Below are 24,411 nucleotides of genomic sequence, written 5' to 3' on the forward strand. Positions count from 1 at the left end.
CACTCCCCAGGATAAACCAGTACACTTCTGACATACTACCGACTGTCTGGGTAAGTAAGGGATCCATTGACTGCACCTGCCGTTCTTTAGTATAATTTAGTCAGATAATGCGTATAAATAGGCAAGGGACAAGTACACAGCCGATTGGTTATTTACTGGTTCCTCTCAGGAAAAGTAATCCCCAACTTGTCGAGGGTCGGGAGGATTACTTTTTTCTTTTATCCTGGGAAAAGTTCAAAACTTTAGCTAAAATTTTTAGCAAAGTAACTGCGAACATTGCTCCTGCGATAAAATACTTCACGTTCTCATCCATACGCTTTCACCTCCTCGCCTGTGAGATGAAAGTGTCCCAACCGCTATGCACTTGTCCTTATTAATTGCAGCATAATCACCCTATTATGGGAATAAAATCCACTAATCAAAAACAGCCTAAACCTAGTCAATCCGACTCAGTTTAGGCTGCTTCTCTTTTACTTAAATTGCTTCAACAAACGCTTCGCCGTTCCGTTCGGCGTGTTAATCACTTCATACATATTAACGACCATGCCGGAGTCAACTTGCTCGTTCTTCAAGCCGGAAATGGTTACCTTCTGGCTACCGCTCGTTAATTTGCCCGTGCCCGTCAATGCGGCATCTTGCGTACCAACGATACGACCTAGGGAATCCGTCAACTCGAATTGGATTTTAGAGAAATTAGAATCAATAATGACTTGATCTTCGTGTGTAATATCCATGTCTAGACGAAGCACGTACGAGTACGTTCCGCCGCTATATGTCCAGGTCACAGCGCTGCTGTTAACTTTCAGGGAGAATGGATAGATTGCGATTGTATCTCCAGCCTCTTCTTCCTGCAGAGCCACTTTGAACGTTCCTGCGGAAACGTTACCTTCGGACACGGACTTATTATCGTACACGTTCAGTGCAAAAGCTTCATCCTCAGCCGTATCCTTATTAGGAAGCAAGTAAGAATAGCTGACTACGTAGGAACTTCCCGGTGTAATTTGTGTTGCTGCTGCGCTTTGGCGAGAGCCTGTGTAGGCGTTGCCTTTATTATCAATGAGCTCGTTTTGCAGATCAGGCAGTGCGAGCGTGCTCGTGCCGTTGTTCGTAATTTTGTATTTGGCAATTGCGGTTTTGTAGCCGAGATCATCGTTTTCATGTGCATGAAGCTCAATCAGCGATACATCCAGATTTTGATTCACGACACTGCTCCCCAGAGCAAGCTTCGTTCCAAGCTCGTAGTCCACCGCTGTAGTGAAGCCGTTTTGCGCTTCGCTCGCACCTTTAATCAGGAACACTGCCACAGGCTGTTGCCCTGAAGTTCCTGAAGTCCCTGAAGTTGTGCCATTGTTCCCAGTCGCCGAGCCCGTTCCCGTGGATGTCCCGCTTCCCGCCGTGCTACCCGTGCTAACCGCTGATTTTTGCCACAGTACAAGCTGTGCTGCATTCGGATCGACGCCCGTTGGCAACGTTGCATTGAAGTAGTACGTCTCCGTCTCCTTCGCCGCTAAAAAGCTGCTGCGCGTACTATTATCTGTCGATGATACCGATGAGCCAGAGTCACCGAACTGGTAGGAGGCCATCAATGAAGGCACAGGTGCGACTACATCCCCATCATTGCTCAGTGTAACCACAGTCTGAACATGGACACCGTCCGCTTGAATCGAATACGTAGAGGAGCTTGCCTTCGCTGTTACATTTTCGCCATCCTGCTGTCCAGCGTAGCTTTGTTTCGCGCCCAAGGCTACTGTGTTCAACGAGGTGTTCATGCTCAATGTCCCCAGCGATACATCCTCACTTTGGTTCAAGTAGTAGTATTCTAGCGAGAGCCCGCTTGTTGGCATGCCTTTAGAGATTAGCGTTTTAAGCGTCAACGTATCAGACTGATTCGGCAAAATAGCCGTGTCCGCCCCGCTAGCAACGGTCGACGTATATTTCAAGCCGTTAGCATCCACTAGGCGTACGAGCAAACTTTTCGGCACCGTAACGCTGCTTGAACCTAAATTCTTAGCAGCAACTTGTGTATACATGTACCATTTGCCATTCTCCGTGACACGTACGCTTTGCCCTAATTGGAAAGAAAGCGAAGCATCACTCGCGAGTGTGCTGTCCAGCGTGCGCAAGCTAATGATTTCCTCCGGCGCTTCCAGCTGCCCTTCTTGAATCACAGAAGATACCGGCAGCTCACCAAGATGATTCATGAAATCTGATTTATTGTAATCCCAGCGGAATACATCTACTTTCAGATCGGAAGCACTTTGACCAGCTGGCAAATTTGCGTAGAATCGGAAACTCTCTTCTTTCCCGCCACTCACGATGCCGCTCTTTTTCTCACTTAAATTGGCCGTGTAGCTATGTCCAGCACCATCCGTTACGCGCACCCCATACTTGTTAAAATCAAGCGTCTGATTTTCCCCATTATGGAACAGCACTGAAAATTGCAAGGAGGAGGACGAAAGCGTTGCTTTATTTAGCATAAAATAAGAATCCTTCGAGATAAAAACGCCCTCATTTGCGGCATGTGCGGCCGGCGCAGGCGCTGCCCATGAAGCAGCCATTAAACTTCCCGTCAGCAGGACAGCTAGACTTGTCTGTTTAAGTGAGTTTGATTTAAGTCGAATCGATGATAGTTGACGAATCATGTTACAAACCTCCTGTAGCCTAATCGAAACGCAGGGCGTCGATAGGTTTTAATTTTGATGCTTTATTAGCTGGATACAAGCCGAAAATGACACCGACGAGTGCTGAGAATAAGAATGCATAAAGTCCAATATTAATCGATAGGCTCGTCTCTTGACTCGGATTAATATACGGCCAGGCGAGCGATAAACCGATTCCGAGAATTAATCCAATTAATCCACCCATACCACTGATTAACGTCGCTTCCACTAGGAATTGCAGCAAAATATTTCTTCGCTTCGCCCCAATCGACTTCCGAATCCCGATCTCCCTTGTTCGTTCACTCACGGTCACGAGCATAATATTCATAATCCCGATCCCGCCTACGAGCAAGGAAATCGCAGCGACAGCGACCAATTGGTTCGTCAGCGTGCTGGAAGCCGTTTGTCTTGCGCTAATCAACTCAGATGAGTTCAAAATGTTGTAGCCTGTTGTACTTTTAAACTTCTGATATAAGTAAGCTTCCACTGCGAGCTGTGCACGTGACACCATGTCGCCTGAGGATGCTTCCACGTAAGCTGTCCGGATGTTGCCCAATTTAAAATCACGGCTCATCGTCGGCAGCGGTACCAATACCGAACTATCCAGAGAGGTTCCACTCGTATTGGAGCCCTTCGTTTGAAGAACGCCGATAATGGTGTACATGTACCCCTTCACATTAATTTCTTCGTCGATCGGGTCTTCTTTCCCGAAAAACTTTGTCGCCACTTCACTTCCGATAACCGCAACGTGATTGCGGAAATCTAAGTCCGCTTGCGCGAGGAAACGCCCGCTGGCGATTTTACCCTTTTGCAAATCCAAATAACGGTCATTCGTTCCGATCACATTGTAGCTCTCCGTCGTGCGGTCGAATTTAATCGAGCTGTTTTGCGTCATCGTTGGTGCAATCGTCGAAATGCCTGACGTGCCCTCCAAAGTCATCAACTCATCATAATTCAATTGTGTCGCTCGCCCGTTTCCTAACAGATTAACAGTCAGGAGGTTCGTTCCCAGCCCTTCATACTGCTTCTCAATGGCTTTCGATGTCCCTTGGCCAATCGACACGAGCGTGATCACGGAGGCAACCCCAATAATAACGCCCAGCATCGTCAAAATGGTTCGCAGCGGATTGGACCGGATGGTGGCCATCGCCATTTGGAATAATTCCCATAGTCTCATGAATGCGCCTCCTCTAGCTTAGGCACTTCAACCGACCAAGCGTCATTGCGGATATCGCTGACAATTTCACCATCTCGCAGCGCCACGACGCGCTTCGCGTTATCTGCAATGTGATGATCATGGGTAATTAATACGATCGTATTCCCTTGCTGGTTTAACTCTTTAATCAACTCAAGCACCTCGATGCCCGTCTTCGAGTCCAAGGCACCTGTCGGCTCATCCGCTAGAATCAGCGAAGGTGAGATGGCCAACGCTCGAGCGATCGCTACCCGCTGCTGCTGTCCGCCTGAAAGCTCACTCGGCTTGTGATGTCCACGTTCTCCCATCCCTAGCTTCGCCAGCATCTTCTTCGCCTGTTCTTTCCGTTGCTTAGGAGGAATACCCGCATAAATCATCGGCAACTCCACGTTCTCCATCGCTGTCAACCTTGGCAACAGGTTAAACTGTTGAAAAATGAACCCGATCTTCCGATTGCGCAAAGAGGCAAGTCCGTTGTCCGACATCTTTTCTGTTGCTACGCCATCTAATGTATAAGATCCTGATGTAGGGCTATCGAGCAGCCCTATCGTATTCATTAACGTTGATTTCCCTGATCCGCTGGGACCGATAATGGCGACAAAATCGCCTTCCGCAATATGCAGCGTAATGCCTCGCAAAATCTGCAATTCCTCAGCACCACGCGTGTAGCTCTTCGTTATTTCATTTAGCTCAATGATATTCATCCTATTCGCTCCTTTCCGAGCAAGGCTAGCTCTTTATTGACGCGCTCCGCCGCCGCCAGCATTACCGCCACCTTGGAATCCACCGCCACCGCCGCCTGGGAAGCCGCCCGCTCCACCTTGGAAACCGCCTGCGCCGCCTGGGAAGGCACCTCCACCTGGGAAGCCTTGTTGTTGGTTATTCGTAGTCGCTCTGCGCACCGGCATCACAACCTCTTCGCCTTCTTTTACCCCGCCAAGCACTTCAACTTGTGTTTTGCTGCGGATACCAACCTGAAGTTCGCGTTCTTCGGTAGTGCCATCGGCCTTCTTCACCGTAACTGTCGACTTACCTCTTGTTGTGGTCACCACTTGAAGCGGCAATACGAGAATATCTTTCTTATCTTGGATAAGGATTTCAGCCGTCGCCGTCATCGCATATTTCAAATCATTCTGAGCCGTATTCGGAATCGCGACTACCGCATCATAAGTCGTCACGCCATTGGACGTTGTCCCTACATTGGAGACAGAGGCCACTTCACCTGTGAACGTTTTGCCGGCAATGGCATCCACTTTCACATTAACCTTCTGGCCGACCTTCACCGTCGTCAAATCGAGCTCATCCACCGCAATCGCGAGCTGCATCGTGCTTAAGCTTGCTACCGCACCCAGCGTCGTGTTCGCATTAATTTGCGCGCCAACTGGATAGTTACGAAGGACATTGTTTTTACTGTTGGCAAAATCTGCCGAGAACACGCCATCAAACGGAGCTTTGATCGTTAATTGATCGACTCTTTGCTGCGCGTCACTCACGCGGATTTTCTGACTTTCAATGGCGGATTGCTTCGAGATAATATTCTTTTGAATGTCGTCGTTAAAAAGGGTCACAATCAGATCGCCTTGTTTAATCGTATCGCCATCTTTAAATTTCAGCGTTTTCACCGTGCCGCTCGCTTCGGAGAAAATGGAAGCCGTCCGCACGTAGGCAAGTGCTGCCTGATCGGAAGACTCTACCTTGGTATTGCCGCTGCCGATGCTGCCTTTCACTTTTAATCCAGCCGAAAGCGTGCCATCATTCTCGACGAGCACATCGACGAACACCACTTTATTTCCGTTGGCATCTGCACTAATTTCGTGGCCGATCGTTTCCACGGCTCCAACTTTGGATAACAGGTAGCCATCCACGCTAAGCTCCACCGGGTCACCTTTTTTCAATTGCACGGCTTCTTGCAGGGAGAAAGGTAGCTTCACCCTATACTGTGTTGTATCTGAAATCGTACCGATCTTCGTCGTTTTATTCACTTGGCTGCCGACGTCAAAATTCGCATTCAAGGTAATCTTGCCCGACATCGGAGCGGATACGCTCATATTTCCTTGTTCAGACCGCAGCTCTGCTAGATCGCTTTCCAGCTGCCCTAAAGTCACTTGCGCTTCCTTGAGATTCGTTTCTGTTGACGGAACGGAAAGTTCGACAAGCACATCGCCTTTTTTAACTGCTTGATTCTGCGTTAAATTCATCGTCTTGATGATCCCTTCTACCGGAATCACGATGCTTTGCTTATCCTTAGCGTCCAATTGGGAGGTACCTGATACAGCCATCGAGATATTTCCCTTGGTCACTTTCATCGTTGTTTGTTGTGTTGCCGCTGTAGCTGGCTTCTGCTTGTTATGTACATAGTAGTATGTACCAGCCCCACAAAGGATGGCAGCTAAGGCTACAATGAGCCACCTCTTTTTTCTGCCTACTTTCATCCGTCATAACCCCTCTCCCGGTTTACCCAGACACTCGTTGCCTAGGTCGTACAATCTTCACAAGATGTAGTCTACTAGTGGCGACTGAAACCTGTCTGAGTGTAAGCTGAAAGTAAGTTGAACGGAAGCTGAACGTTTGCTGAAAATGGGACGAGCATGCTCGAGCGCTGACTGCTGACCTGTTGCTGCGACTGCCGCGAAGACCACCACCGCAAGCACAAAAAGCCGCTCGCGTATCGAGCAGCTTTTTGTGTCATCCCCTTAGTTTGTAGCTGTCGGGGCAGTTGTTGCTTGGGAGCCATTACGACCAGGACGACCTTGACCTTGCGCGCCATCAGGGCGCTGGCGAGCTGTACCTTTTTCCTCCACAGCCTTCTTGATGGAGTCCGTCATGCCGTCTTTGATTTTGCTAATCAAATCATCTTCACTGATCCCCTTCGCTGTAGCGATATCCACGAGGGATTTACCGGATTCCAGCTCCGTTCTCAGCTCATCTTGTGTTATACCTAGAATCGTCGTGATGACCTCCGGATTGCCGAAATGTCCTCCGCCGAAGCCTCCAGGACCTCTCATGCCGCCAGGACCTCCTGGGCCTCCTTGGCCACCTTTACCGCCGCCTGGGAAACCACCTTTGAAGCCCGTGCTATCAATTTGCTTCGTTAATTGGTCACTCAAGCCTTTAATCCGCTCATCCGCCTTCTCTTGTGTCAGCTTGCCAGCGGTTACTTCAGCTGCAATATTAGCTGTTTCTGCAGCAACGAGCTTGGACAAGTACTCTTCCTTCGTTAGTCCTTTTTCAACAGCGAAAGCAGCTAACGTTTTATCAGCTTTCAGCGCTTCCTGCACAACACTTTCTTCCACGCCTAGAATTGTAGCTGTTTCTTTGATGATATTGCCGCCACGGAAGCCACCGCGATCACCCATTTGACCTCGGCCTTTCTCGTTAAAGCCTTTGCCACCATGTCTTGCTTTGGGAGCTGCCGTGCTCGTGGAATTGCCTACTGCTGTATCTGCGAATGCTTCATTATGTAGGGCTCCTACTAAGCCAACTCCGATGACGAAAGATGCTACTAGAGAACCTGCGAGAATTTTTTTGCCGATTTTTTTCATAATTGTTATTCCACCTCATCTTTAGATTTGTGTGTTTGTGTTTCCCTTACAAAACCTAGTATAGGCCCCTTACCTGAAACCCATCTGAGTATAAACTGAAGGTTGGTTGAGAGCTTTCTGAGCATTGGCTGAAAATGGCATGGAAAATAAACCTCTGCAAATTTTACGTACTGGTGTTCGCCTTTCATTTTTTATGGTAGAATAAGGATTAACAGAACAATTATCCGTTTAGAGGGGGCACTACATGATGGCAAATCGTAAAGAACGCAATAAACTGATTGCTTACTGGGTAACGACGATTCTAGGACCTGCAAGCTTCGTAATTGGCGGCTTCTTCTTCATCACGCATGGCGAGCAGCAGATCGCCACCTTGCAAGCACTCGGCTATCCCGAGTATGTCTTAACCATTCTAGGCTTCTGGAAGCTGATGGCCGTCATCGCGATCCTGATCCCACGTTTTCCGCGGTTAAAAGAATGGGCTTACGCCGGCTTTTTCTTCGAGCTCACGGGTGCCACGGCTTCGCACATTCTCAATGGCGACAGCCTCGCGCTCGCAGCACAACCGCTAGTGTTCCTCGCGCTCGTTATCGCTTCATGGGCACTCCGCCCGCGCAGCCGCAAGCTCATCAATTAGCTTTATGGCAAAAGACCAACCGTTGGGTTGGTCTTTTGGGTTCAACTTGTTCTCCGGCCTCCTATTGCCCTCCTCAAATCTGCCGGGGTCCTCTCTTGAACGCAGCTGTGAGGGCACTAAAAGTGCAAAAAGGCAACCTTCTCTAGCGGCTAGATCGATCAATCTAAAATAAGTGCAAATAGGCAACTATTTCTGCCGCTATTCCTCTTCTGAGCACCTTTTCCGTCCAAAAGGTTGCACTTTCGCACTTATTTCCCTCCGTTTCGCTGTTTCCCCCGAAAATAAGTGCCTTTTAGCATCTTTGACCACTTACGCAGTCATTAAGCCTATACTTCCTAGATTGCACCTGAACGGCCGTCCACTCTTGCTTCACCAATCTTGGCTACACCACCGACAGCATGCATCAAAAAAGCTGGCGCCCCAGCGCCAGCTTCTTCACTACCGTTATCGCGGCAATCGCACGATAAACGTGCTCCCCTCACCAACTACGCTTTCCACATCGATCGTTCCGCCATGCAGCTCCACGATCGAACGTGTAATCGACAAGCCCAAGCCCGCACCGCCGCTCCGTCTTGCCCGCGAGGAATCGATGCGGTAAAACCGATCAAACAGATGAGCAATATGCTCCGGCGAAATCCCCGGCCCATTATCGCGCACAGCGATTTCAACGCCTGCGCTCGTTTTCACCAAAGAGACTCGCACCTCACCCGTCTCCGGATGTGTATGCTGAACAGCGTTGTGGAACAAGTTGAGGATCACTTGCTTGATTTTATCCGGATCACACTGACATTGTGTCTCCGGCTCCAAGAGGAAGGTGACCGTCCGCTCACCTGCAAGCAAACGCAGCTGATGCTCCATCTCGTGGAGCAAGTCGTCCATAGCCGCCTCCGTCTTCTGGAAGGCTGGCGTACGATCCAACCGGGCCAGCAGCAGCAGGTCCTCGACTAATTTATTGATGCGCACTGATTCGCCGTGCATGCTTTTCAAAGCTTTCAGCAGCGGTTCCGGCTGTTGATACGCTCCGCGCAGCAGTACCTCCAGAAAGCCGTGGATGGAGGTCAACGGTGTACGAAGCTCATGTGAAGCATCCGCGGCAAAACGGCGCATCTGCTCTTTCGCTTCCTTTTCTGCCTCAAATGAAAATTCCAACCGTTCCAACATACTATTGAACGAAGTGGCCAAATGATCCATCTCCGCCTGCCCTTGATGATCAGGGAAACGTTCATTCAAGTTACCTGAATCAATACTTTTAACCGTATCAACTAAATTAGAAAGTGGCACGAGCGTCCGCCGCAAGACAGGCAAGTAGCCTAGCAAGCCAATAACCATCGCCAGCAAGGATAAAAACAAGAAATTCAGCAGCTGCCTTAGCAGTACATCTTTAATCGGTGCTGTGCTAGCGCTTGCTTGAATGAGCGCCTGAAAGCCGCGGGAACGATCCGGTTCTCCGCCACCGATTTGATGAAAAACAACCAACTGCTCATTCCCTTTGCTATCCTCCATGATCAAATGCTCTTGCTTCTTCGCTCTCGTTTGAAGGATTTTCAAATATTCTTCCTTGCCTAACTCCAACGTCGACTGTTCATCCTGGGAGGAAATGAGTTTATAAGTCCCTTTGTCATCAATGAGAGCAATCGTTAAATCCGGCACGAAAATCCGCGGACCTTCACCGAAAGCATCCTGCCGATTATTTCGCATAAAATCCTGTCTAGGCAAAAATGGACTTGTCCCCTTATCCATCCCCTGCTCCGCTCGAAGCCACACGTTAGGCGGCAGCGCAGCCAGCTGGTTGCGAATCGTTTCTGCTTTATTTTGATACATAAACTGCTGCATGAACACATATTGAAACACGCCAATCAACAGCAGCAATGCAGACATAACCAGCAAAGTACGAGATAAAATTTGAAACTTTAAGGATCGGGTCTCCAGCGTATTAGCCAACCAGCCGCGCAGCTTCATGTCAAATCCATCCGATACCCCGCGCCGCGAATGGTGCGAATCAGCTTATGCTCCTTATCGCCAAGTTTTTCGCGCAGGGAGCGTATGTACACTTCCACAATATTTTCTTCGCCGCCAAAATCGTAGCCCCACACTTTGTCCAAAATCATCGTTTTACTTAGAACAAGGCCGTGATTAATGGCCATAAATTTAAGCAGTTCGTACTCCGTCGGCGATAGTTCTAAGACGCGTTCATTCATCGAAATCTCTTTGCGGCGATCGTCCATGCGTAGCGGCCCAATAACAACTTCTCCGAACAAGTTGGGAAAATGGTTCCGAATCCGCGCATAGATGCGCGCCAGCAGTTCTTCAAAGCTGAACGGCTTGATCATATAATCATCGGCTCCGAGCGTGAGCCCCTTTACCCGATCATCGATTTCATCTTTGGCTGTTAACATAATGACTGCGACATTGTCCGTCTTCTTGATCATGCGGCACACTTCAAAACCGTCCATGCCAGGCATCATCACATCTAGGATCGCAATATGCGGCTGAAATTTATTACACGCTGTGATCGCACTAATGCCATCCTGTGCTGTCATCACCTCGAAGCCTTCGTTCGTCAGCCCGAGCTCAAGAAATTCTAAGATATGCGGTTCGTCATCGACGAGTAATATTTTAATCCCTTTTAATTGGCGCATCTTCACACGTCTCCCCCGAATTTCATTCGTACACGACTTCTACAATCAGTATCTCATATCCTGCCTAAAAGCAATCTGAGCAGCGGCTGAAAGCTTGCTGAAAATTGGAATCTTCAGCTACTTTTCAGCTAACGATCAATTAAATCTCAGGTCACTCCCCTATAATGAACGCATATAACGGAAAGATCGACAGAAAAGAGGAATTCCCGATGACAATGACAACACAACCCTTCCTCCCTTTTCATTTTCAAACGATGGACTCATCTATTGAACTTCTACTTCTCTGTGAGGAGCACCAAAAACGACGGATTCATGAGATTGGCAATGAGTGGTTTGGGCGTGAGGAGAAGCGCTTTGGGCTTGGGCTCGCTGACAGTGAAATTAACCTTTTAAATACATTAGCTGGAGAATGCTGCCTTGTTTCCAATACTATGTTAGAGGTGCTCTTCCTCGCCGAAATGTATCAAGCGATCACCGATGGCAAATATATGCCACTTCTATATAAAGAGGGGACAACAGCAAAGCTTACGCCCCTACCTGCCAGAGAGGGTTGGAAGGTTAATCCGATGACCAAGTCTGTAACACTACCTCAGCATACGTCTATCCAATTGCAAGGTATCGAAAAAAGCTGGTCCCTGAAGCGATTAACCGACTATTTCAAGAAAACCTTATCGCTTGCATCAGGGCTCATACTGTCCAAGGGTGATGTGAGCGTATGGGGACAATCTGGGACTCAGCAAGCTCCATGGAAAATTGGAATTCAAAATCCATGGAACAAGAACGCCAAGCTTGGCGCAATTGTCATGCCGGAAGGTGCGCTGTCAACCTACAGCCCGCTTGAGGATCCTTGGCTTGGTGACACCGGCAGCGATGTGCTGCAATGTACTGTCGCAGGCCGTGATCTCGTGGAATGCCACGTGTGGGCACGCATCATCGGCTCACTTGGGGTAGAGGCTGGTCTCTCTTTGCTTGCTAAAAGGAGTGAAACGTGTGAGGCTCTTATCTGGTCGAAGCAGGAGAAGCTTCACTACTATGGTCAGGAGTCCTCTCTCGAAACGAGATGGCATGATCTTCGTGTGGATTATTTTCATTGGAGTGAAGGACATCGAGGCGATCATGTTGATAGCTTCAGTTAAAGGGTTGCTTTGAAGACTGTTTGTGGATGAAATTAGGAAAAAGTGTATATTATCCACATTTCGCCATGGTTTGTCCACAGTTACTATGTTAGTTACCCACAAAAACGGCTATTTTATCAACAAGTTATCCACGGCTTGTGTGTATCTTTTGAATATGAAGCTCCTCACATGCTATGATGTTAGAAAATACACGAGGCAGGGGCTTTCTTGGATGACTTATGATGTAATCGTAATTGGCGGCGGTTCTGCTGGCCTAATGGCTGGCATTGCCGCAAGCAAGGACGGCGCAAAGGTGCTGCTCGTCGATAAAGGCGATAAGCTGGGGCGCAAGCTCGGCATTTCTGGCGGCGGCAGATGTAATGTGACGAATAACAAAGACATGGATGAATTGATCAAGCATATTCCCGGCAACGGGCGCTTTCTTTATAGTGCACTCAACCATTTTGGGAATAAAGATATTATTGCTTTCTTTGAGAATCTCGGCATTCACCTTAAGGAAGAGGACAATGGTCGGATGTTTCCCATCAGCGACAAGGCCAAAACCGTCGTCGACGCGTTGATCGGCCAAGTGCGGCGCCAGGGTGTGGAGATCCGGACCAACAGTCCGGTCAAAAAGATTGTGTACGGGGATGGCCGCGTGAGCGGCGTCCAGCTGCAAGGCGGAGAGACGGTGAGCAGCCGCGCTGTAATCGTCGCCTCCGGCGGATGCTCGGTGCCGCATACCGGCTCCACGGGAGACGGATATGCGTGGGCTGAGGCTGGCGGGCATACGATCACGCCGCTTTTTCCGACCGAGGTTCCGTTAACCTCGAAGGAGGCTTTTATCCGTAGCCGTGAGCTGCAAGGGCTGTCCTTGCGCGACGTGACGCTCAGCGTGCTGAACGCGAAGGGGAAGCCGATCATCGCGCATCGCGGCGATATGCTGTTCACCCACTTCGGCCTCTCTGGGCCGATCGCGCTGCGCTGCAGCCAGTTCGTCGTGAAGGAGTTGAACAAATCCGAGCGCAAGGAAGTGCTCGTCACGGTGGATTTGTTCCCTGAGCTAAGCGCCGACGAGGTGTACAATGAGAGCATGGCACTCGCAAGGAGCGACGCGAAGAAAGCGATCAAAAACGTGCTCAAGTCCCTGCTGTCCGAGCGGCTCATCCCGCTACTGCTAGCGAAATCTGAGCTGGACGAGCAGCTGACTTATGACAACATTCCCAAGCAGAAATGGCTAGATCTGTGCAAGCTGATGAAAGCCTTCCCCATCGTTGTCAAAGGAACGCTATCTTTAGAAGAAGCGTTCGTGACTGGCGGCGGTATTCATCTTAAAGAAGTGGATCCGAGTACGATGCAATCCAAGCTCGTTCAAGGCCTCTACTTCTGCGGAGAAATCCTCGACATTCACGGTTACACGGGTGGCTATAATATTACCGCGGCTTTTTCGACGGGGTATATGGCGGGCACGCATGCGGCGATGCAGGAGTGACGTTTTCATTTGTAAAGGTGCGGTCACATGCGAATCCAAATAAGAGTATGCCATAGCGCTATTTGCCTCACATGTCTGTTTTCGAAAAAATAGCGTTACGGAATAATGCTAATTCCATCAAAATAACTGTTTCAGCCACCGCCAGAATGGGTATTATTTGGTAGAGGTTACTCGATACCGAATAAGGGAGCTGAGAACGATGGAACCGACGAAAAGCGTGGACATTGAGCAGAAGCGAATTGAACAAAAGTTTGACAAGGGTCTTGTCGCATCCACTTTCATTAAATATGTGGCTTACATTGTTATCACCTTCGGACTGTTGTTTTTCTTGGTCCGTTACGTTTTCCCGCTGTTTTAAAACAAGATAAAAAAAAGACGAATCCACACCCTTCGGTGTCGTTCGTCTTTTTTCATTAATGAATTACGCAGTCGCTAGATCCAATTCATCTTCCTCGTCACGATCAAACGCAGCGCGGTCGAATTCACCTTCGGATTCTGCTACAAGCAATGCTGTAACTGTTGTACCTGTTGCGTTTACTGCTGTACGCCCCATGTCGATCAGTGCTTCTACACCAAGAACAAGACCCATACCTTCAAGCGGCAAGCCAAGAGCTGTCAATACAACCGTTGTTGAAATTGATGCAGGACCTGGTACGCCAGCAACCCCGATGGAGGAGATAACGCTGACTAGGATCAACAAAGCATACTCAGAAATGCCTAGTGGCAAGTTGTAAACTTTTGCTACGAAAATCGCAACAACCGCCGGCCAAACACCACCACAGCCGTTGAAGTTCATCGTTGCCCCAAGCGGAGCCACGAAGCTGGCAATACGCGGTGATACGCGTAGACGTTTTGTGATAACTTCCAAGTTTACAGGAAGCGTTGCATAACTACTGCGAGTTGTAAAGGCAACTGCAATCGTCGGGTATGCTTTTTTGAAGAATTTAATAGGGTTAACTTTCGCCACAAGCAGCACAAGGCCACCGAAAATCAAGACGAAGTGAATAATTAATGCCACGTAGGAAGTCAAAATAATTTTAAATAATGGCTCTAATGTTTCCCAGCCATATTTACCTGCCATTGCCGCGATCAACGCGTACACCCCATAAGGAGTCAAACGGATAACATATTTTACAACTTGATGCATAACTGCGGTTGCAGAAGTAATGAATGCTTTTACGGAAGCTACAGCCTCAGGTTTTTTGGAACCTACGGAAACGATAGCTACTGCAACGAAAATAGCGAAGATTAGAACCGGTACAACCTTACCACTCGCCATGTCGCTAATTGGGTTGGACGGTACCAGATCCAAAATAACTTGGGAGAAAGTCGGGATTTCTTTTGCTTTAAAATCCTTCGGAACCGCTTGTGCGATGCCATTACCTGGATCAATCGCCAATGCGACTAGAAGACCGATCAATGCTGCGATCCCCGTTGTAATCAGGAACCAACCAATCGTTTTAACACCCAGTTTACGAAGCTGAGCCATGCTAGACAAAGACGAAATACTATTAATAACAAGAATAAAGACCAGAGGCATTACTAGCATTTTGATCAAATTAACGTAAGTCGTTCCGATCGTACTTACACTTTTAAATTGCAATCCAGTTTGGTTGAAAATAACCCCTGCCACTAGACCAAGGCCTAAACCGATAAAGACTCGGTTACCGAAACTTACTCTCTTTTTGCCTAAAAAAACAAGGAAACCAATAATTACGATTGATACGACTAAGCTTACCCAGTTCGTTTGAAAAGCGGTTACTAGGTTGTTTTGCATGTTCATCATCCCCTTATTCCTACAAGTCTACTTGGTTTAATTGTGATAAATATATGACAACTCACATCGCCTGTCAATGGTTTTAATTTCCAGTTAACGCAAAAAACCGAACGATCCTCTAATGTATACGAGGTTCAATTCGGCTTTAGATCTTTTTCATGAAATTTCCGCGAAATTTCTATATCGTATGCTGGTCATGAATGATCGCGACGACAACCCATTGTGACCCTGAGTATTCAAAAACAAGTCGCAAACTGGTCCAATCCATCCCTTGATATTGCGGGTCAAAACCAGGGAAATGATATTCAACGGTGATATAGGAACTTGTCGGGTAAATGCTGAACACGTTGTTGATCATGTTCCCTTTTCCTAGGATCGTGTTGTAGCTGATCTGAGGCGCAGCGGCGAAGTTAGCGTTATATACAAATTTAGCCCAATAATTAGGAAATGTGAGGTCGATCGGATCGCCGGATCCATCAAAAGTACCCCAGTGAGTCAGACTTGGGCTAGCCCAAAGTGCAGCTAGATTGCTGCCCTGAACCTGAATGTCCGTCGCTGGATGAATGTAGGAGTATGGCGAGAATTGAACACCTTTTTGCGGATGAACGAGGCTAGCAAGCTTTACGATGTTCTTCTCCTTGAGTGCGAGTATCACTTCTTGCGCCCTTGTTTCAATCACTTGCTTTGCCTCTGTTGCCGTGGTGAAGCTCGGCTTCGTTGCAACCGGCGTAGGTTGCGAGCTAGCGGTTGGCTGCGGCTTAATCGTCGATACCGGTGATGCTGTCGCAGACGCTTGCTGTGTGGATGGCACATTGGAGGGTACGGGTGACCCTGCCGATGTAGGCACAGGGGACGGCGACGATGAGACCGCCGCTGTTGGTTGCGTCGTTGGTCCGCTGCTGCTCGTGGCCCCATTCGTGGTCTGTTTCGCTACGCATCCTGCTAGCGTGCTGACCATACTGACCATAACCACAGCGATGGCGATCATCCTCTTACTTCCCATGAGAACCACTCCTTCTTCAATTGATCTTCCATATTACTCCAGACGTATGCGAGGAGCGAATAGTTACTTCATTTTTTTCCCCTTACAAAATAAAGTCAGTAAAAAAGCGCATCCCGCGTTTAGAACTTAAGTTTGTTGCTTTGATATGCATCTATTGGATATATACAATGAATAAGTCGAAAATAGCCTGTTTTTACGCGCTAAGTCGAAATACCATTGGATTTAACCAATCAAATTCGATTTTCCGCTTCATTTTAGTGCATTTCATTGGATTTATCCAATGGAGGTGAGCCAGAGCTACTAAGACTGGGGGATGCGAGGTTGGGGAAGTTGCGTGAGTTATGCTAGTGGTAGGTTCAAGTGTGTTGAGCCAACCCAAAGAGCCCGAGCAGCACATCCTCGGGCTCTAACGATCGCCGGCTGATTAAATCCGAATACCAGCGCTAAAGTGGTTGTAGTCATCGGCCGAAGGATCAAACGCCGCCTCGTCATCACTCGGCAGCGCATCTCGGTCCGCCACCACGGCCGATGCCGCGTAGCTTTCGGACCAGTCCTCATTCACGGTGTGTGCCGGAATGCGGATGGAGCCCTCCAGGTCATACGCCATCGCGTATGTGGCCTGCTCAGACTGAGCCTGCGGTCGGTCCACAAGACGTCCGCCGTGCGCCTGCGCAATTTCGAGGGCAGAGGTGATCTCCTGCTCATCTAGATGAATATGCAGCGTAGCCCGCTCCCCTTCCAGCAGCTCTGGCTTATAGCCGAGCTCCTCTAGGGTATCTAGCGCGAGCAACGCATCCCGTGTTTGATTGAATTCAAAAAAGATAGGAACGAAGTCCTTCATCTAATAGCACCCTTTCTTCCTTCAAATGGAAAGTCTGCCATTAGGTTTGACCAATTGTTCCTATCCTATTCGACATAGTCGTCCTATTCCTGCTTAAGTGCTTCTTGAACGTAGTGAAGCAGCTCTGCGTGATATTCCGGCACTGCCGCAACCAAATAGACAGCCTTGTCCGCGCCAGCTTCATCTATAAGAGAGGCGCCTCCGAGTAACGCAAGCGGATTGCCCAAGAAATCCGTAACCTTCACGCCAGCCTCCTGCGCAAGCAGCAAGCCTGCGTATAAGTCTTCTCCCTCGGAGTTGTACAGCACGACACCGTGCAGATCGCCTCTAGCTAGCATCGCCCATACGAGTGACGGGGCCCATAAGCGCATGACTCTTTTGACCGAATACTCCAAATGATGCCTGACTGCCAATGCCCGCTGATCATCTTTCGTCACAGCATGTCCTTGAATCCACGAAATCGTTGACTTCGCTAACGCCCCCACTGGCTTCGCCAGCAGCTTTCGATCCCCCTGCCAAGCTCCCTCATCTTGCACAGCCACATAGGTCATTTCCATAACGGAATCATGAACGACCCCCAGTACGATGCGTCCTTGATAGCTTAACGAAATCGAAACGCCGTATAACGGGACGCCTAGCGCGAAATTGTTCGTGCCATCCAGTGGATCCACATGCCACACCCAATCGCTTGCGGCGCCACCTTCACCTGCTTCTTCACTATAAATACGATGCGTTGGAAACACACTCAGGATGTCATCCACGATGAGGCGATCCGCCTGCACATCCACCTCTGTTACCAAATCACCGCGCTCATCCTTGTGCTGAAGGATTAATTGACCACCGAAACGTTTCTTGGCCAGCGTACCTGCCTTCACAGCTGCCTTAGCGGCAACTTCCCGTGCTAATGTCCATTCGTTCCGATTCATTCCGTTCATCCTCCTCGCGTGCTCACTTCTATCCCTACTATTTTACCATATCCTGCCTAAGAAAGTTGCGTTCCGACCTCGGCTTTGCATTGACAAGCCACCTGTTCATAAGTGATAATATAGCAAAATCAGAAGGCGACAAGAGCTGTCGAAAGGGGCATTAGCGAGTATGGGAAAGCATCATCAGCACAAGATTTTGGATTGTACGATTCGAGACGGCGGTTTAGTTAACGATTGGGATTTTAGCGTGGAGTTTGTCCAAGACATGTATCGCGGTTTAAGCGCTGCTGGCGTAGAATATATGGAAATTGGTTACAAAAACTCAGAAAAACTACTCAAAGGCGGATCATCAGGTCCTTGGAGATTCCTTAATGAGTCCTTCTTGCGTGATGTTATCACCAAAAAAACAGATACCAAGCTATCCGCTCTCGTTGATATCGGACGTGTGGATGAGAAAGACATTTTGCCTCGTGAAGACAGCTTACTCGATTTGATCCGCGTTGCTTGCTACATCAAGGATGTAGATAAAGGCCTTGAGCTTGTACAGAAATTCCACGACATGGGCTACGAGACGTCCTTGAACATCATGGCGCTTTCCCACGTAATGGAGAACGAGCTAACCGAAGCTTTTGAAGAAATCAACAGAAGCCCTGTTGACGTTGTATACGTCGTAGATTCTTATGGCAGCATGCAATCCAAAGACATTGATTACTTAGTTTCCAAGTTCCAACGTTTGCTTCCTGAGAAGGAACTTGGCTTGCATATGCACAACAACATGCAGCTTGCTTTTGCTAACACGCTAACTGGTGCATCCAAAGGTGTAACTTTCTTGGATTCCTCCGTATACGGTATGGGTCGCGCAGCTGGTAACTGTACAACCGAATTGTTGCTCAGCCACCTTAAGGGAGCACGTTACGATGTACGTCCTGTTCTTGGCATTATTGAGAAGCACATGATCGCAATGCGTGAGAAATGGGATTGGGGTTACCTAATTCCTTACATGATCGTTGGTGCACTGGATGAGCATCCACGTACAGCAATGGCGTTGCTTGACTCACCTGAAAGAAATAATTTCACTGACTTCTACGATCGTTTAACTTCCGTAGAAACGTCCCCTGCAGCAAGCAAAAAATAAATAATCCAATCTCAATAACCCCTATTCGTCAGTTCAGGAAGGCAACGCCTTTCTGACTGTACGACTAGGGGTTTTTTACGTTGCTTGGGTTAACTACTACTTGATAATTTTTGCCGAAATCACATAATTTTCTGCGTATGCCCGATCGATGAGAAAAATGAATTCCTCCCCATCTCTTCGGTTGAACGTCTTTTTTGGGTACACCTCGATATAATCACTCTCAATTAACGTCGTGCATTTCTCATCGGTATAAATCAATCCTGACTCTAAGCGTTTTATAGCCTCAACCATAACTTCCCTTGACTTTAAATCTCCAAAAATCTCCACATAGACTCTTGCGGTAGCATCGTGATCTTGGAGTAAAATCGCTACCTTATGCTTGACTTTGATACGCACCTTCTTTTTCGGAGTTATGCTCATGGGTTGTTCTACTCCTTCATTCGTCTATATCATCATTTTATGTCGAAGTTGGGGAAGGTGGACTAGGCTAATGGACATTTTCACCCCTTCTATTCGTTTAGACTTCAGGCGATTTAAGGCATGGAAGGATATTTTTTCCCTATTTTGAAAATAGTAAGATCATTAGACCGTCAGGGGGGTTCTGCGTGATTCAAGTGCTCTCGACATGGCAAACATTCTGTCTTATGTTTTTATTCCAGCTAGGTACAACAATTGTATTTGGTTTCGCCGGCGGGGCTAAGCAGGATGCTTGGCTTGCCGCTTTGATCAGTGCAATGATTGGCATATGTATCGTGTGGATGTTTACACATCTGTATCAACAACATCCTGGAGAAAACTTAGTCTCCTTGCTCCAAATAACGTTCGGCCGATACTTTGGCCATCTTTTAACCACTCTGTACACGTTTGCTTTTATTTACGAAGCTGGTAGAATTCTGCGGGATCTGGGAGAGCTGATGGGAACGTTCCTCCTTCCTAGCACACCTGCCCCGTTCTTAATGCTTCTTCTTGCCATACTTGTTGCCTATGCCTGTTATGCCGGTATTGAACGAATTGCTCGGTTAGCTGAGCTCAGCATAATCATTGTATTCTTGTTTACCTGCATCCAGCTCATCCTGCTGATCTTCTCTGATGTCATAGACCTCTCGTGGCTGCTGCCTGTTGCATCCGATTGGAGGAGCATTGGCGTAACGGTATTCCCGCTAGGTTTAACAACCACCTTCGGTGAAGTTGTTGTCTTCACGATGTTTTGGAAATTAACTGTAACCCCTCGCAAGTTTCGTAAGGCTGCGCTGTACTCGTCTATGCTAGTAGGCGCTGTTTTTGTCGTTCTTGATCTCATTGCCGTCAGTACATTAGGGCCAGATCTTTTCTACCGCTCCTTCTATCCGCTGCTAACCAGTTTTCAGTTGATTCGAATCGCTGATTTCATCGACAATTTCGATCCTTTTGTGGTTACAACTTTCATTACTGGCGGTTTGTTCAAAATCATCCTGTATGCTTACGCAGCTTGCACAACGATCACTACACAGTGGAAAACAGAGAATCATCGCCTAGTGATTATTCCCATCACGATCTTGATTTGGTTTATCTCTGTATACACTGCCAAAAATATAGCGAGCCATATATTTGTAGGCCTAAAGGTTGTGCCTTGGATTGTTGAGCTTCCGCTATTCGTGGTGATTCCCTTACTTATTTACTTATTAAACGGGGTAATTAGAAAGCGAAAAGTAGAGAGCTAGGGAGGAGACAATGATGCAACAAACTCCTGTGGATTACACGATCGATATCGCACAGCTTCAAGCTGATATCATTCAACAGCTCGATCATGACCCTGATTTGGTATTTATACATATACGCACTACACTTATTGCCTACATCTCGGGGTTGGTGGATGCTGAACGTATAGAGCGAGAGATAACCAAACCCTTAACTGAAGCGCAGCTAACGACGGATACTCTTTCCTCACATCTTTTAACGCCTGAAGTCATACATACCGAACACTTCGATACACTGATTGAAAATCTGCTGACGGGCTTTGTGATGATAGCCGAACAAGGTCAGCTTAAGGCGATTCTAGCCAATCTGGCCTGTATGCCGCACCGCGGCATTGAACAGCCCGAGACAGAGTCAGGTGTACGCGGCCCCAGAGAGGGCTTTACCGAAATGTTGGAGACGAATGTCGCTTTGTTGCGTCGTCGCCTAAAAACAGACAAAATGCGGATCAAAACCTGGCAGATCGGCGCCCTCAGTCAAACGGAAGTGCGATTGATCTATTTGGAAGGGATCGCGGATCAAGGAATTGTCGATGAAATTACCAAACGGCTATCTGCGATTCGCATTGACGCGGTGCTCGAGAGCAACTATATCGAGGAGATGATCCGAGATAATCCCTACAGCATTTTCCCAACCATGGAATATACCGAAAGACCCGACGTAGTCGCTGGATCACTTCTCGAAGGAAAAGTAGCTATTTTCACCAATAATACCCCCTTCGTCTTGATTGCCCCCTTCCATTTCTGGTCGGCCTTTCAGTCCAGCGAAGACTACTATTTGATGTTCACGAGCGCAACCTTTATACGATTTATTCGCTCTTTGTCCATTATCTTGGCCCTTCTATTGCCTTCACTCTACGTTGCTATTACAACCTTCCATCCTGAAATGTTACCGACAAATTTATTACTAGCTGTCGCAGGGGCCCGTGAAGCATCTCCTTTTCCAGCTATCGTCGAGGCGCTCATTATGGAAATTACGTTCGAAGCACTCCGTGAAGCGATACTTCGCTTACCTCGCGTTATGGGACAAACCGTCAGCATTGTCGGCGCTCTCGTCATCGGACAAGCGGTTGTGCAAGCAGGTATCGTATCAACCCCAATGGTCATCGTTGTTTCTGTAACGGGGATCGCTTCCTTCATGATTCCTCGCTATAATATGACCTTTTCAATTCGGATCATGCGTTTGCTGCTGCTCTTACTAGCAGGGACATTAGGTTTCGTTGGGATCCTGCTCGGACTATTTACACTTGCCATTTATTTGACAGGGATCCGCTCCGTAGGTGTTCCTTACTTAGCCCCGATTGCGCCTTTAAGACTAAAGGGGTTGCGTGACTTCCTTGTTCGTTCCCCGCACTGGCTTATTGATAAGGATTTAGTCTCAACATCGCCGAAGTCGAATAAGAAGAGGCATGAATGATGAGAAAAACACGTCTATTCCTGACATCCATCATGCTTCTTATCCTGTTGACGGGCTGCTGGGATCGGAAAGAAATTAATGATATCGCCATCTTGCAGCTCTCTGCATTTGATCTCATGCCAGATACGGGCAAGTACCGTGGCTATGTCCAGATCGCGATTCCGAAATCGATTGGTGCAGGTCAATTAACGACAAGTGGTGGAACGCAGCAAAAAACTTATATGCCAATCGTCGATTACGGTGAAAATGTTGAAGCGATGAGCGCAAAGCTTGAGCGCAAGCTTTCTAGAGATGGACTGCCTTCACACCGCCGCATCTTTATGGTAGGAGAAGCTCTTGCCCGGCAAGATATAGCCCCCTTACTGGATTTTCTCTCGAGGAATCCCAAGAACCGGCTACGCACCTTCATCATCATCGCGCGGGATACAGATGCCAAAAGTCTCGTCGAATCCGAGTATCCGTTGGAGGCCACGAAGGAAGAGGCTCTGCGTGAAATCATTGTTCGCAAAATGCAAGTGCCATCCATGCTCCGCAATTTCTACGCTTCCTCCGCTGCTACCGGCATTGAGCCTGTTGCCGCTGCCTTCTCTAAGGACACGGATGGAAAACTTTTTCTCAGCAGTATTGCCTTATTTAACAAAACCACCTTAGTAGGCTACGTTGAGGGGATGCAGGCTTTTGCTCTAACAGGCTTACTAGGAAGGAAAGCCATCGGGGACGTGGATGTTTCCTTGGCCAATCAGAAAAACAACTTGTCGGTACGTATTACCAAATTAACAGTAAAGAAGCATGTAAAAATCGTAAACGATCAACCGCAATTTACTCTGGACATTACAGCTACTGGTCGGATTATGAACAATCGAACGAAACTAGACCCTAGCGATCCTGCTGTCATGGAAGAGCTCAACGTATCCTTTCAAGAGCAAATCACGGAGATCTACAAGAAACTTTTTCACACCCTGCAAAATACCTATAAAACGGACAGCGCTGGTCTTGGGCAATTCGTCTATCGCAAGTATCCAAAAATATGGAAAAAGTTAGAGAAGGACTGGGATGACATCTTTCCTGGAGTCGATGTCCAAACGAAGGTTTCCGCAAATATTTTTCAAATTGGTGTTCAAGGCGCACCTTACTATTTGCGAGAGGATGTGGTGAGCGAGTAATGTGGCTCAAACTAACTGCGCTTACGATTACGTCGATCCTCATCACCATTCAGCAAATGTCTTATTGGAAGAAAAATGGGAGCCGTAAGCAAGCGTTCCTTTTCCTCATCTGGATGATTATTGCTTGGGGACTCGGTTGTGCCTTTATTGGCGGATTCCGGCTGCCCGAGCCAACGAAACCATTATTCCCTGGTTGGAAGTAAGGATAGCTCACGTTTCCGCCCCTGCCTACATACATTGATATCATTTCGGTTGATGTGATGTAGGGAGGAAGTGCGCCTAAGATGGTTGATTTGCTTATATTTGCCCCGCACCCGGATGACGAAATACTCGGGACGGCCGGCACGATCATGAACGCCATTGCCTGTGGTAAAAGGGTTCATGTGGTGTTCTTCACCAATGGAGATGGCTATCCCGAAGCAGCCACCCTCCTGTTCAATAAGCGTCCTGAGGAACTTGGACCAGCGCATTATTTGGAGCTTGCGAGTATCCGCCAGATTGAGGCGATGGCAGCAGCCGCGCTGATTGGCCTTCGCCCACAGGATCTCACGTTCCTTAGCTATCCCGATGCCGGGCTTGGCCGTGTGTATGCCACAACAGGAACGATGCCGCCTTTTCAGCAGCGTTTTACGCAGCGGCAGGCAACCTATGGTGCACTGGTACCTGATTTCCATTCGGAGGTTTATGGATGCCCAGCTCCCTATCGTAGAGCATGCGCCCTCGCCGACACCAAGGCGTTAATTACGATGCTGCAGCCCAAAGAGATCTATGTCACAGATGCCGCTGATACGCATCCTGACCATGCAGCCTCCCATTCTTTCGTGATGGAGGCCGCCTCGGAGCTTGGTTACACGGGTGTGATCTACACGTATCTTATCCACAGCGGCTCCGAATCTCAGTGGCCTTGGCCGCGCGGTATCACACCAGAGCTTCCTTTCGAGGCTCATATGGTAGATGTTCAACGTGTCCCCTTGCATGTTCCTTGGCCTCCGCCAATCCGCCGACCGATGACGCTGGGTCAAGCTTATTGCAAATGGCAGGCGCTGCTTGCTTACCGATCGCAGATTCCTGTTGAACCGGAATTTCTGCAATCTTTTATCAAAAGCGAAGAAATTTTCTGGATGCCGAACCGGTGATAA

The 24,411-nt window shown here is 48.2% G+C and carries 23 protein-coding genes; 10 read left to right on the forward strand and 13 right to left on the reverse strand.

Annotated features, from left to right (window positions below; translation table 11 throughout):
* Positions 1-470: 470 nt before the first annotated feature.
* From AC58UX_RS24175 to AC58UX_RS24195, 5 genes are all read right to left on the reverse strand, one after another.
* Positions 471-2,642: a hypothetical protein gene (locus AC58UX_RS24175; RefSeq protein WP_497257464.1), complete on the reverse strand. Its 2,172-nt coding sequence runs from the start codon at positions 2,640-2,642 to the stop codon at positions 471-473.
* 19 nt (positions 2,643-2,661) lie between these two features.
* A complete protein-coding gene (locus AC58UX_RS24180; protein ID WP_497257466.1) occupies positions 2,662-3,837 on the reverse strand; it encodes an ABC transporter permease in 1,176 nt (391 codons plus the stop codon).
* Positions 3,834-4,559: an ABC transporter ATP-binding protein gene (locus tag AC58UX_RS24185; RefSeq protein ID WP_497257468.1), complete on the reverse strand. Its 726-nt coding sequence runs from the start codon at positions 4,557-4,559 to the stop codon at positions 3,834-3,836. Before AC58UX_RS24185 ends, AC58UX_RS24180 begins: the two co-directional genes overlap by 4 nt.
* 33 nt (positions 4,560-4,592) lie before the next feature.
* Positions 4,593-6,287, reverse strand: a complete 1,695-nt coding sequence (locus AC58UX_RS24190) for a permuted SH3 domain-containing protein (protein WP_497257470.1) — start codon at positions 6,285-6,287, stop codon at positions 4,593-4,595.
* A 261-nt stretch (positions 6,288-6,548) separates the two neighbouring features.
* Complete coding sequence (locus AC58UX_RS24195) at positions 6,549-7,397, reverse strand: hypothetical protein (RefSeq protein ID WP_497257472.1); 849 nt, start codon at positions 7,395-7,397, stop codon at positions 6,549-6,551.
* 247 nt (positions 7,398-7,644) lie between these two features.
* Between AC58UX_RS24195 and AC58UX_RS24200 the strand changes: the two genes are divergently transcribed.
* Positions 7,645-8,031: a DoxX family protein gene (locus AC58UX_RS24200; RefSeq protein WP_497257474.1), complete on the forward strand. Its 387-nt coding sequence runs from the start codon at positions 7,645-7,647 to the stop codon at positions 8,029-8,031.
* 335 nt (positions 8,032-8,366) lie between these two features.
* Here the strand turns inward: AC58UX_RS24200 and AC58UX_RS24205 are convergent, their stop codons facing one another.
* From AC58UX_RS24205 to AC58UX_RS24215, 3 genes are read right to left on the reverse strand one after another with little or no spacing between them, the layout of a single operon-like run.
* Positions 8,367-8,513 carry a hypothetical protein gene (locus AC58UX_RS24205; RefSeq protein WP_497257476.1) on the reverse strand — a complete coding sequence of 49 codons (147 nt, stop codon included), beginning with the start codon at positions 8,511-8,513 and terminating at the stop codon, positions 8,367-8,369.
* Positions 8,476-9,990, reverse strand: a complete 1,515-nt coding sequence (locus AC58UX_RS24210) for a sensor histidine kinase (RefSeq protein ID WP_497257478.1) — start codon at positions 9,988-9,990, stop codon at positions 8,476-8,478. The genes AC58UX_RS24205 and AC58UX_RS24210 overlap by 38 nt, the downstream gene beginning before the upstream one ends.
* On the reverse strand, positions 9,987-10,670 hold the full coding sequence (locus tag AC58UX_RS24215) for a response regulator transcription factor (protein ID WP_497257480.1): 684 nt from the start codon (positions 10,668-10,670) through the stop codon (positions 9,987-9,989). The genes AC58UX_RS24210 and AC58UX_RS24215 overlap by 4 nt, the downstream gene beginning before the upstream one ends.
* Positions 10,671-10,879: 209 nt before the next feature.
* On the opposite strand from AC58UX_RS24215, the gene AC58UX_RS24220 reads away from it, so the two are divergent.
* From AC58UX_RS24220 to AC58UX_RS24230, 3 genes are all read left to right on the forward strand, one after another.
* On the forward strand, positions 10,880-11,806 hold the full coding sequence (locus AC58UX_RS24220) for an FAD:protein FMN transferase (RefSeq protein ID WP_497257482.1): 927 nt from the start codon (positions 10,880-10,882) through the stop codon (positions 11,804-11,806).
* Positions 11,807-12,017: 211 nt separating this feature from the next.
* Complete coding sequence (locus AC58UX_RS24225) at positions 12,018-13,277, forward strand: BaiN/RdsA family NAD(P)/FAD-dependent oxidoreductase (protein WP_497257484.1); 1,260 nt, start codon at positions 12,018-12,020, stop codon at positions 13,275-13,277.
* Positions 13,278-13,476: 199 nt separating this feature from the next.
* The gene (locus AC58UX_RS24230; RefSeq protein ID WP_497257486.1) at positions 13,477-13,635 is read left to right on the forward strand and encodes a hypothetical protein; all 159 of its coding nucleotides are present in this window, start codon (positions 13,477-13,479) and stop codon (positions 13,633-13,635) included.
* 63 nt (positions 13,636-13,698) lie between these two features.
* Here the strand turns inward: AC58UX_RS24230 and AC58UX_RS24235 are convergent, their stop codons facing one another.
* The 4 genes from AC58UX_RS24235 to AC58UX_RS24250 form a co-directional block, all read right to left on the reverse strand.
* Positions 13,699-15,054, reverse strand: a complete 1,356-nt coding sequence (locus tag AC58UX_RS24235; protein WP_497257488.1) for a dicarboxylate/amino acid:cation symporter — start codon at positions 15,052-15,054, stop codon at positions 13,699-13,701.
* Positions 15,055-15,232: 178 nt separating this feature from the next.
* Entirely contained in the window at positions 15,233-16,057 is an 825-nt protein-coding gene (locus AC58UX_RS24240) for a hypothetical protein (RefSeq protein ID WP_497257490.1), read from the reverse strand.
* A gap of 424 nt (positions 16,058-16,481) precedes the next feature.
* Positions 16,482-16,898: a hypothetical protein gene (locus AC58UX_RS24245; protein ID WP_497257492.1), complete on the reverse strand. Its 417-nt coding sequence runs from the start codon at positions 16,896-16,898 to the stop codon at positions 16,482-16,484.
* A gap of 83 nt (positions 16,899-16,981) precedes the next feature.
* On the reverse strand, positions 16,982-17,824 hold the full coding sequence (locus AC58UX_RS24250) for an inositol monophosphatase family protein (protein ID WP_497257494.1): 843 nt from the start codon (positions 17,822-17,824) through the stop codon (positions 16,982-16,984).
* A gap of 169 nt (positions 17,825-17,993) precedes the next feature.
* Here AC58UX_RS24250 and AC58UX_RS24255 point away from each other — a divergent pair, with 169 nt between their 5' ends.
* Complete coding sequence (locus tag AC58UX_RS24255; RefSeq protein ID WP_497257496.1) at positions 17,994-18,959, forward strand: aldolase catalytic domain-containing protein; 966 nt, start codon at positions 17,994-17,996, stop codon at positions 18,957-18,959.
* 96 nt (positions 18,960-19,055) lie between these two features.
* On the opposite strand, the gene AC58UX_RS24260 is transcribed toward AC58UX_RS24255, so the two are convergent.
* Positions 19,056-19,379 (reverse strand): hypothetical protein, encoded by a 324-nt coding sequence (locus AC58UX_RS24260; protein WP_497257498.1) that lies wholly within the window; start codon positions 19,377-19,379, stop codon positions 19,056-19,058.
* 185 nt (positions 19,380-19,564) lie between these two features.
* Between AC58UX_RS24260 and AC58UX_RS24265 the strand changes: the two genes are divergently transcribed.
* The 5 genes from AC58UX_RS24265 to AC58UX_RS24285 all read left to right on the forward strand — a co-directional run bounded on the left by AC58UX_RS24265 (position 19,565) and on the right by AC58UX_RS24285 (position 24,408).
* Complete coding sequence (locus AC58UX_RS24265) at positions 19,565-20,659, forward strand: GerAB/ArcD/ProY family transporter (RefSeq protein WP_497257500.1); 1,095 nt, start codon at positions 19,565-19,567, stop codon at positions 20,657-20,659.
* Between the two features lie 13 nt (positions 20,660-20,672).
* Positions 20,673-22,109, forward strand: a complete 1,437-nt coding sequence (locus AC58UX_RS24270) for a spore germination protein (RefSeq protein ID WP_497257502.1) — start codon at positions 20,673-20,675, stop codon at positions 22,107-22,109.
* A complete protein-coding gene (locus AC58UX_RS24275; RefSeq protein WP_497257504.1) occupies positions 22,109-23,272 on the forward strand; it encodes a Ger(x)C family spore germination protein in 1,164 nt (387 codons plus the stop codon). The genes AC58UX_RS24270 and AC58UX_RS24275 overlap by 1 nt, the downstream gene beginning before the upstream one ends.
* Complete coding sequence (locus tag AC58UX_RS24280; protein ID WP_497257506.1) at positions 23,272-23,475, forward strand: hypothetical protein; 204 nt, start codon at positions 23,272-23,274, stop codon at positions 23,473-23,475. Before AC58UX_RS24275 ends, AC58UX_RS24280 begins: the two co-directional genes overlap by 1 nt.
* An 81-nt stretch (positions 23,476-23,556) precedes the next feature.
* On the forward strand, positions 23,557-24,408 hold the full coding sequence (locus AC58UX_RS24285) for a PIG-L deacetylase family protein (RefSeq protein WP_497257508.1): 852 nt from the start codon (positions 23,557-23,559) through the stop codon (positions 24,406-24,408).
* The last annotated feature ends 3 nt before the right edge of the window (positions 24,409-24,411 follow it).

It is taken from the genome of Paenibacillus sp. J22P90 (genome assembly GCF_059692195.1).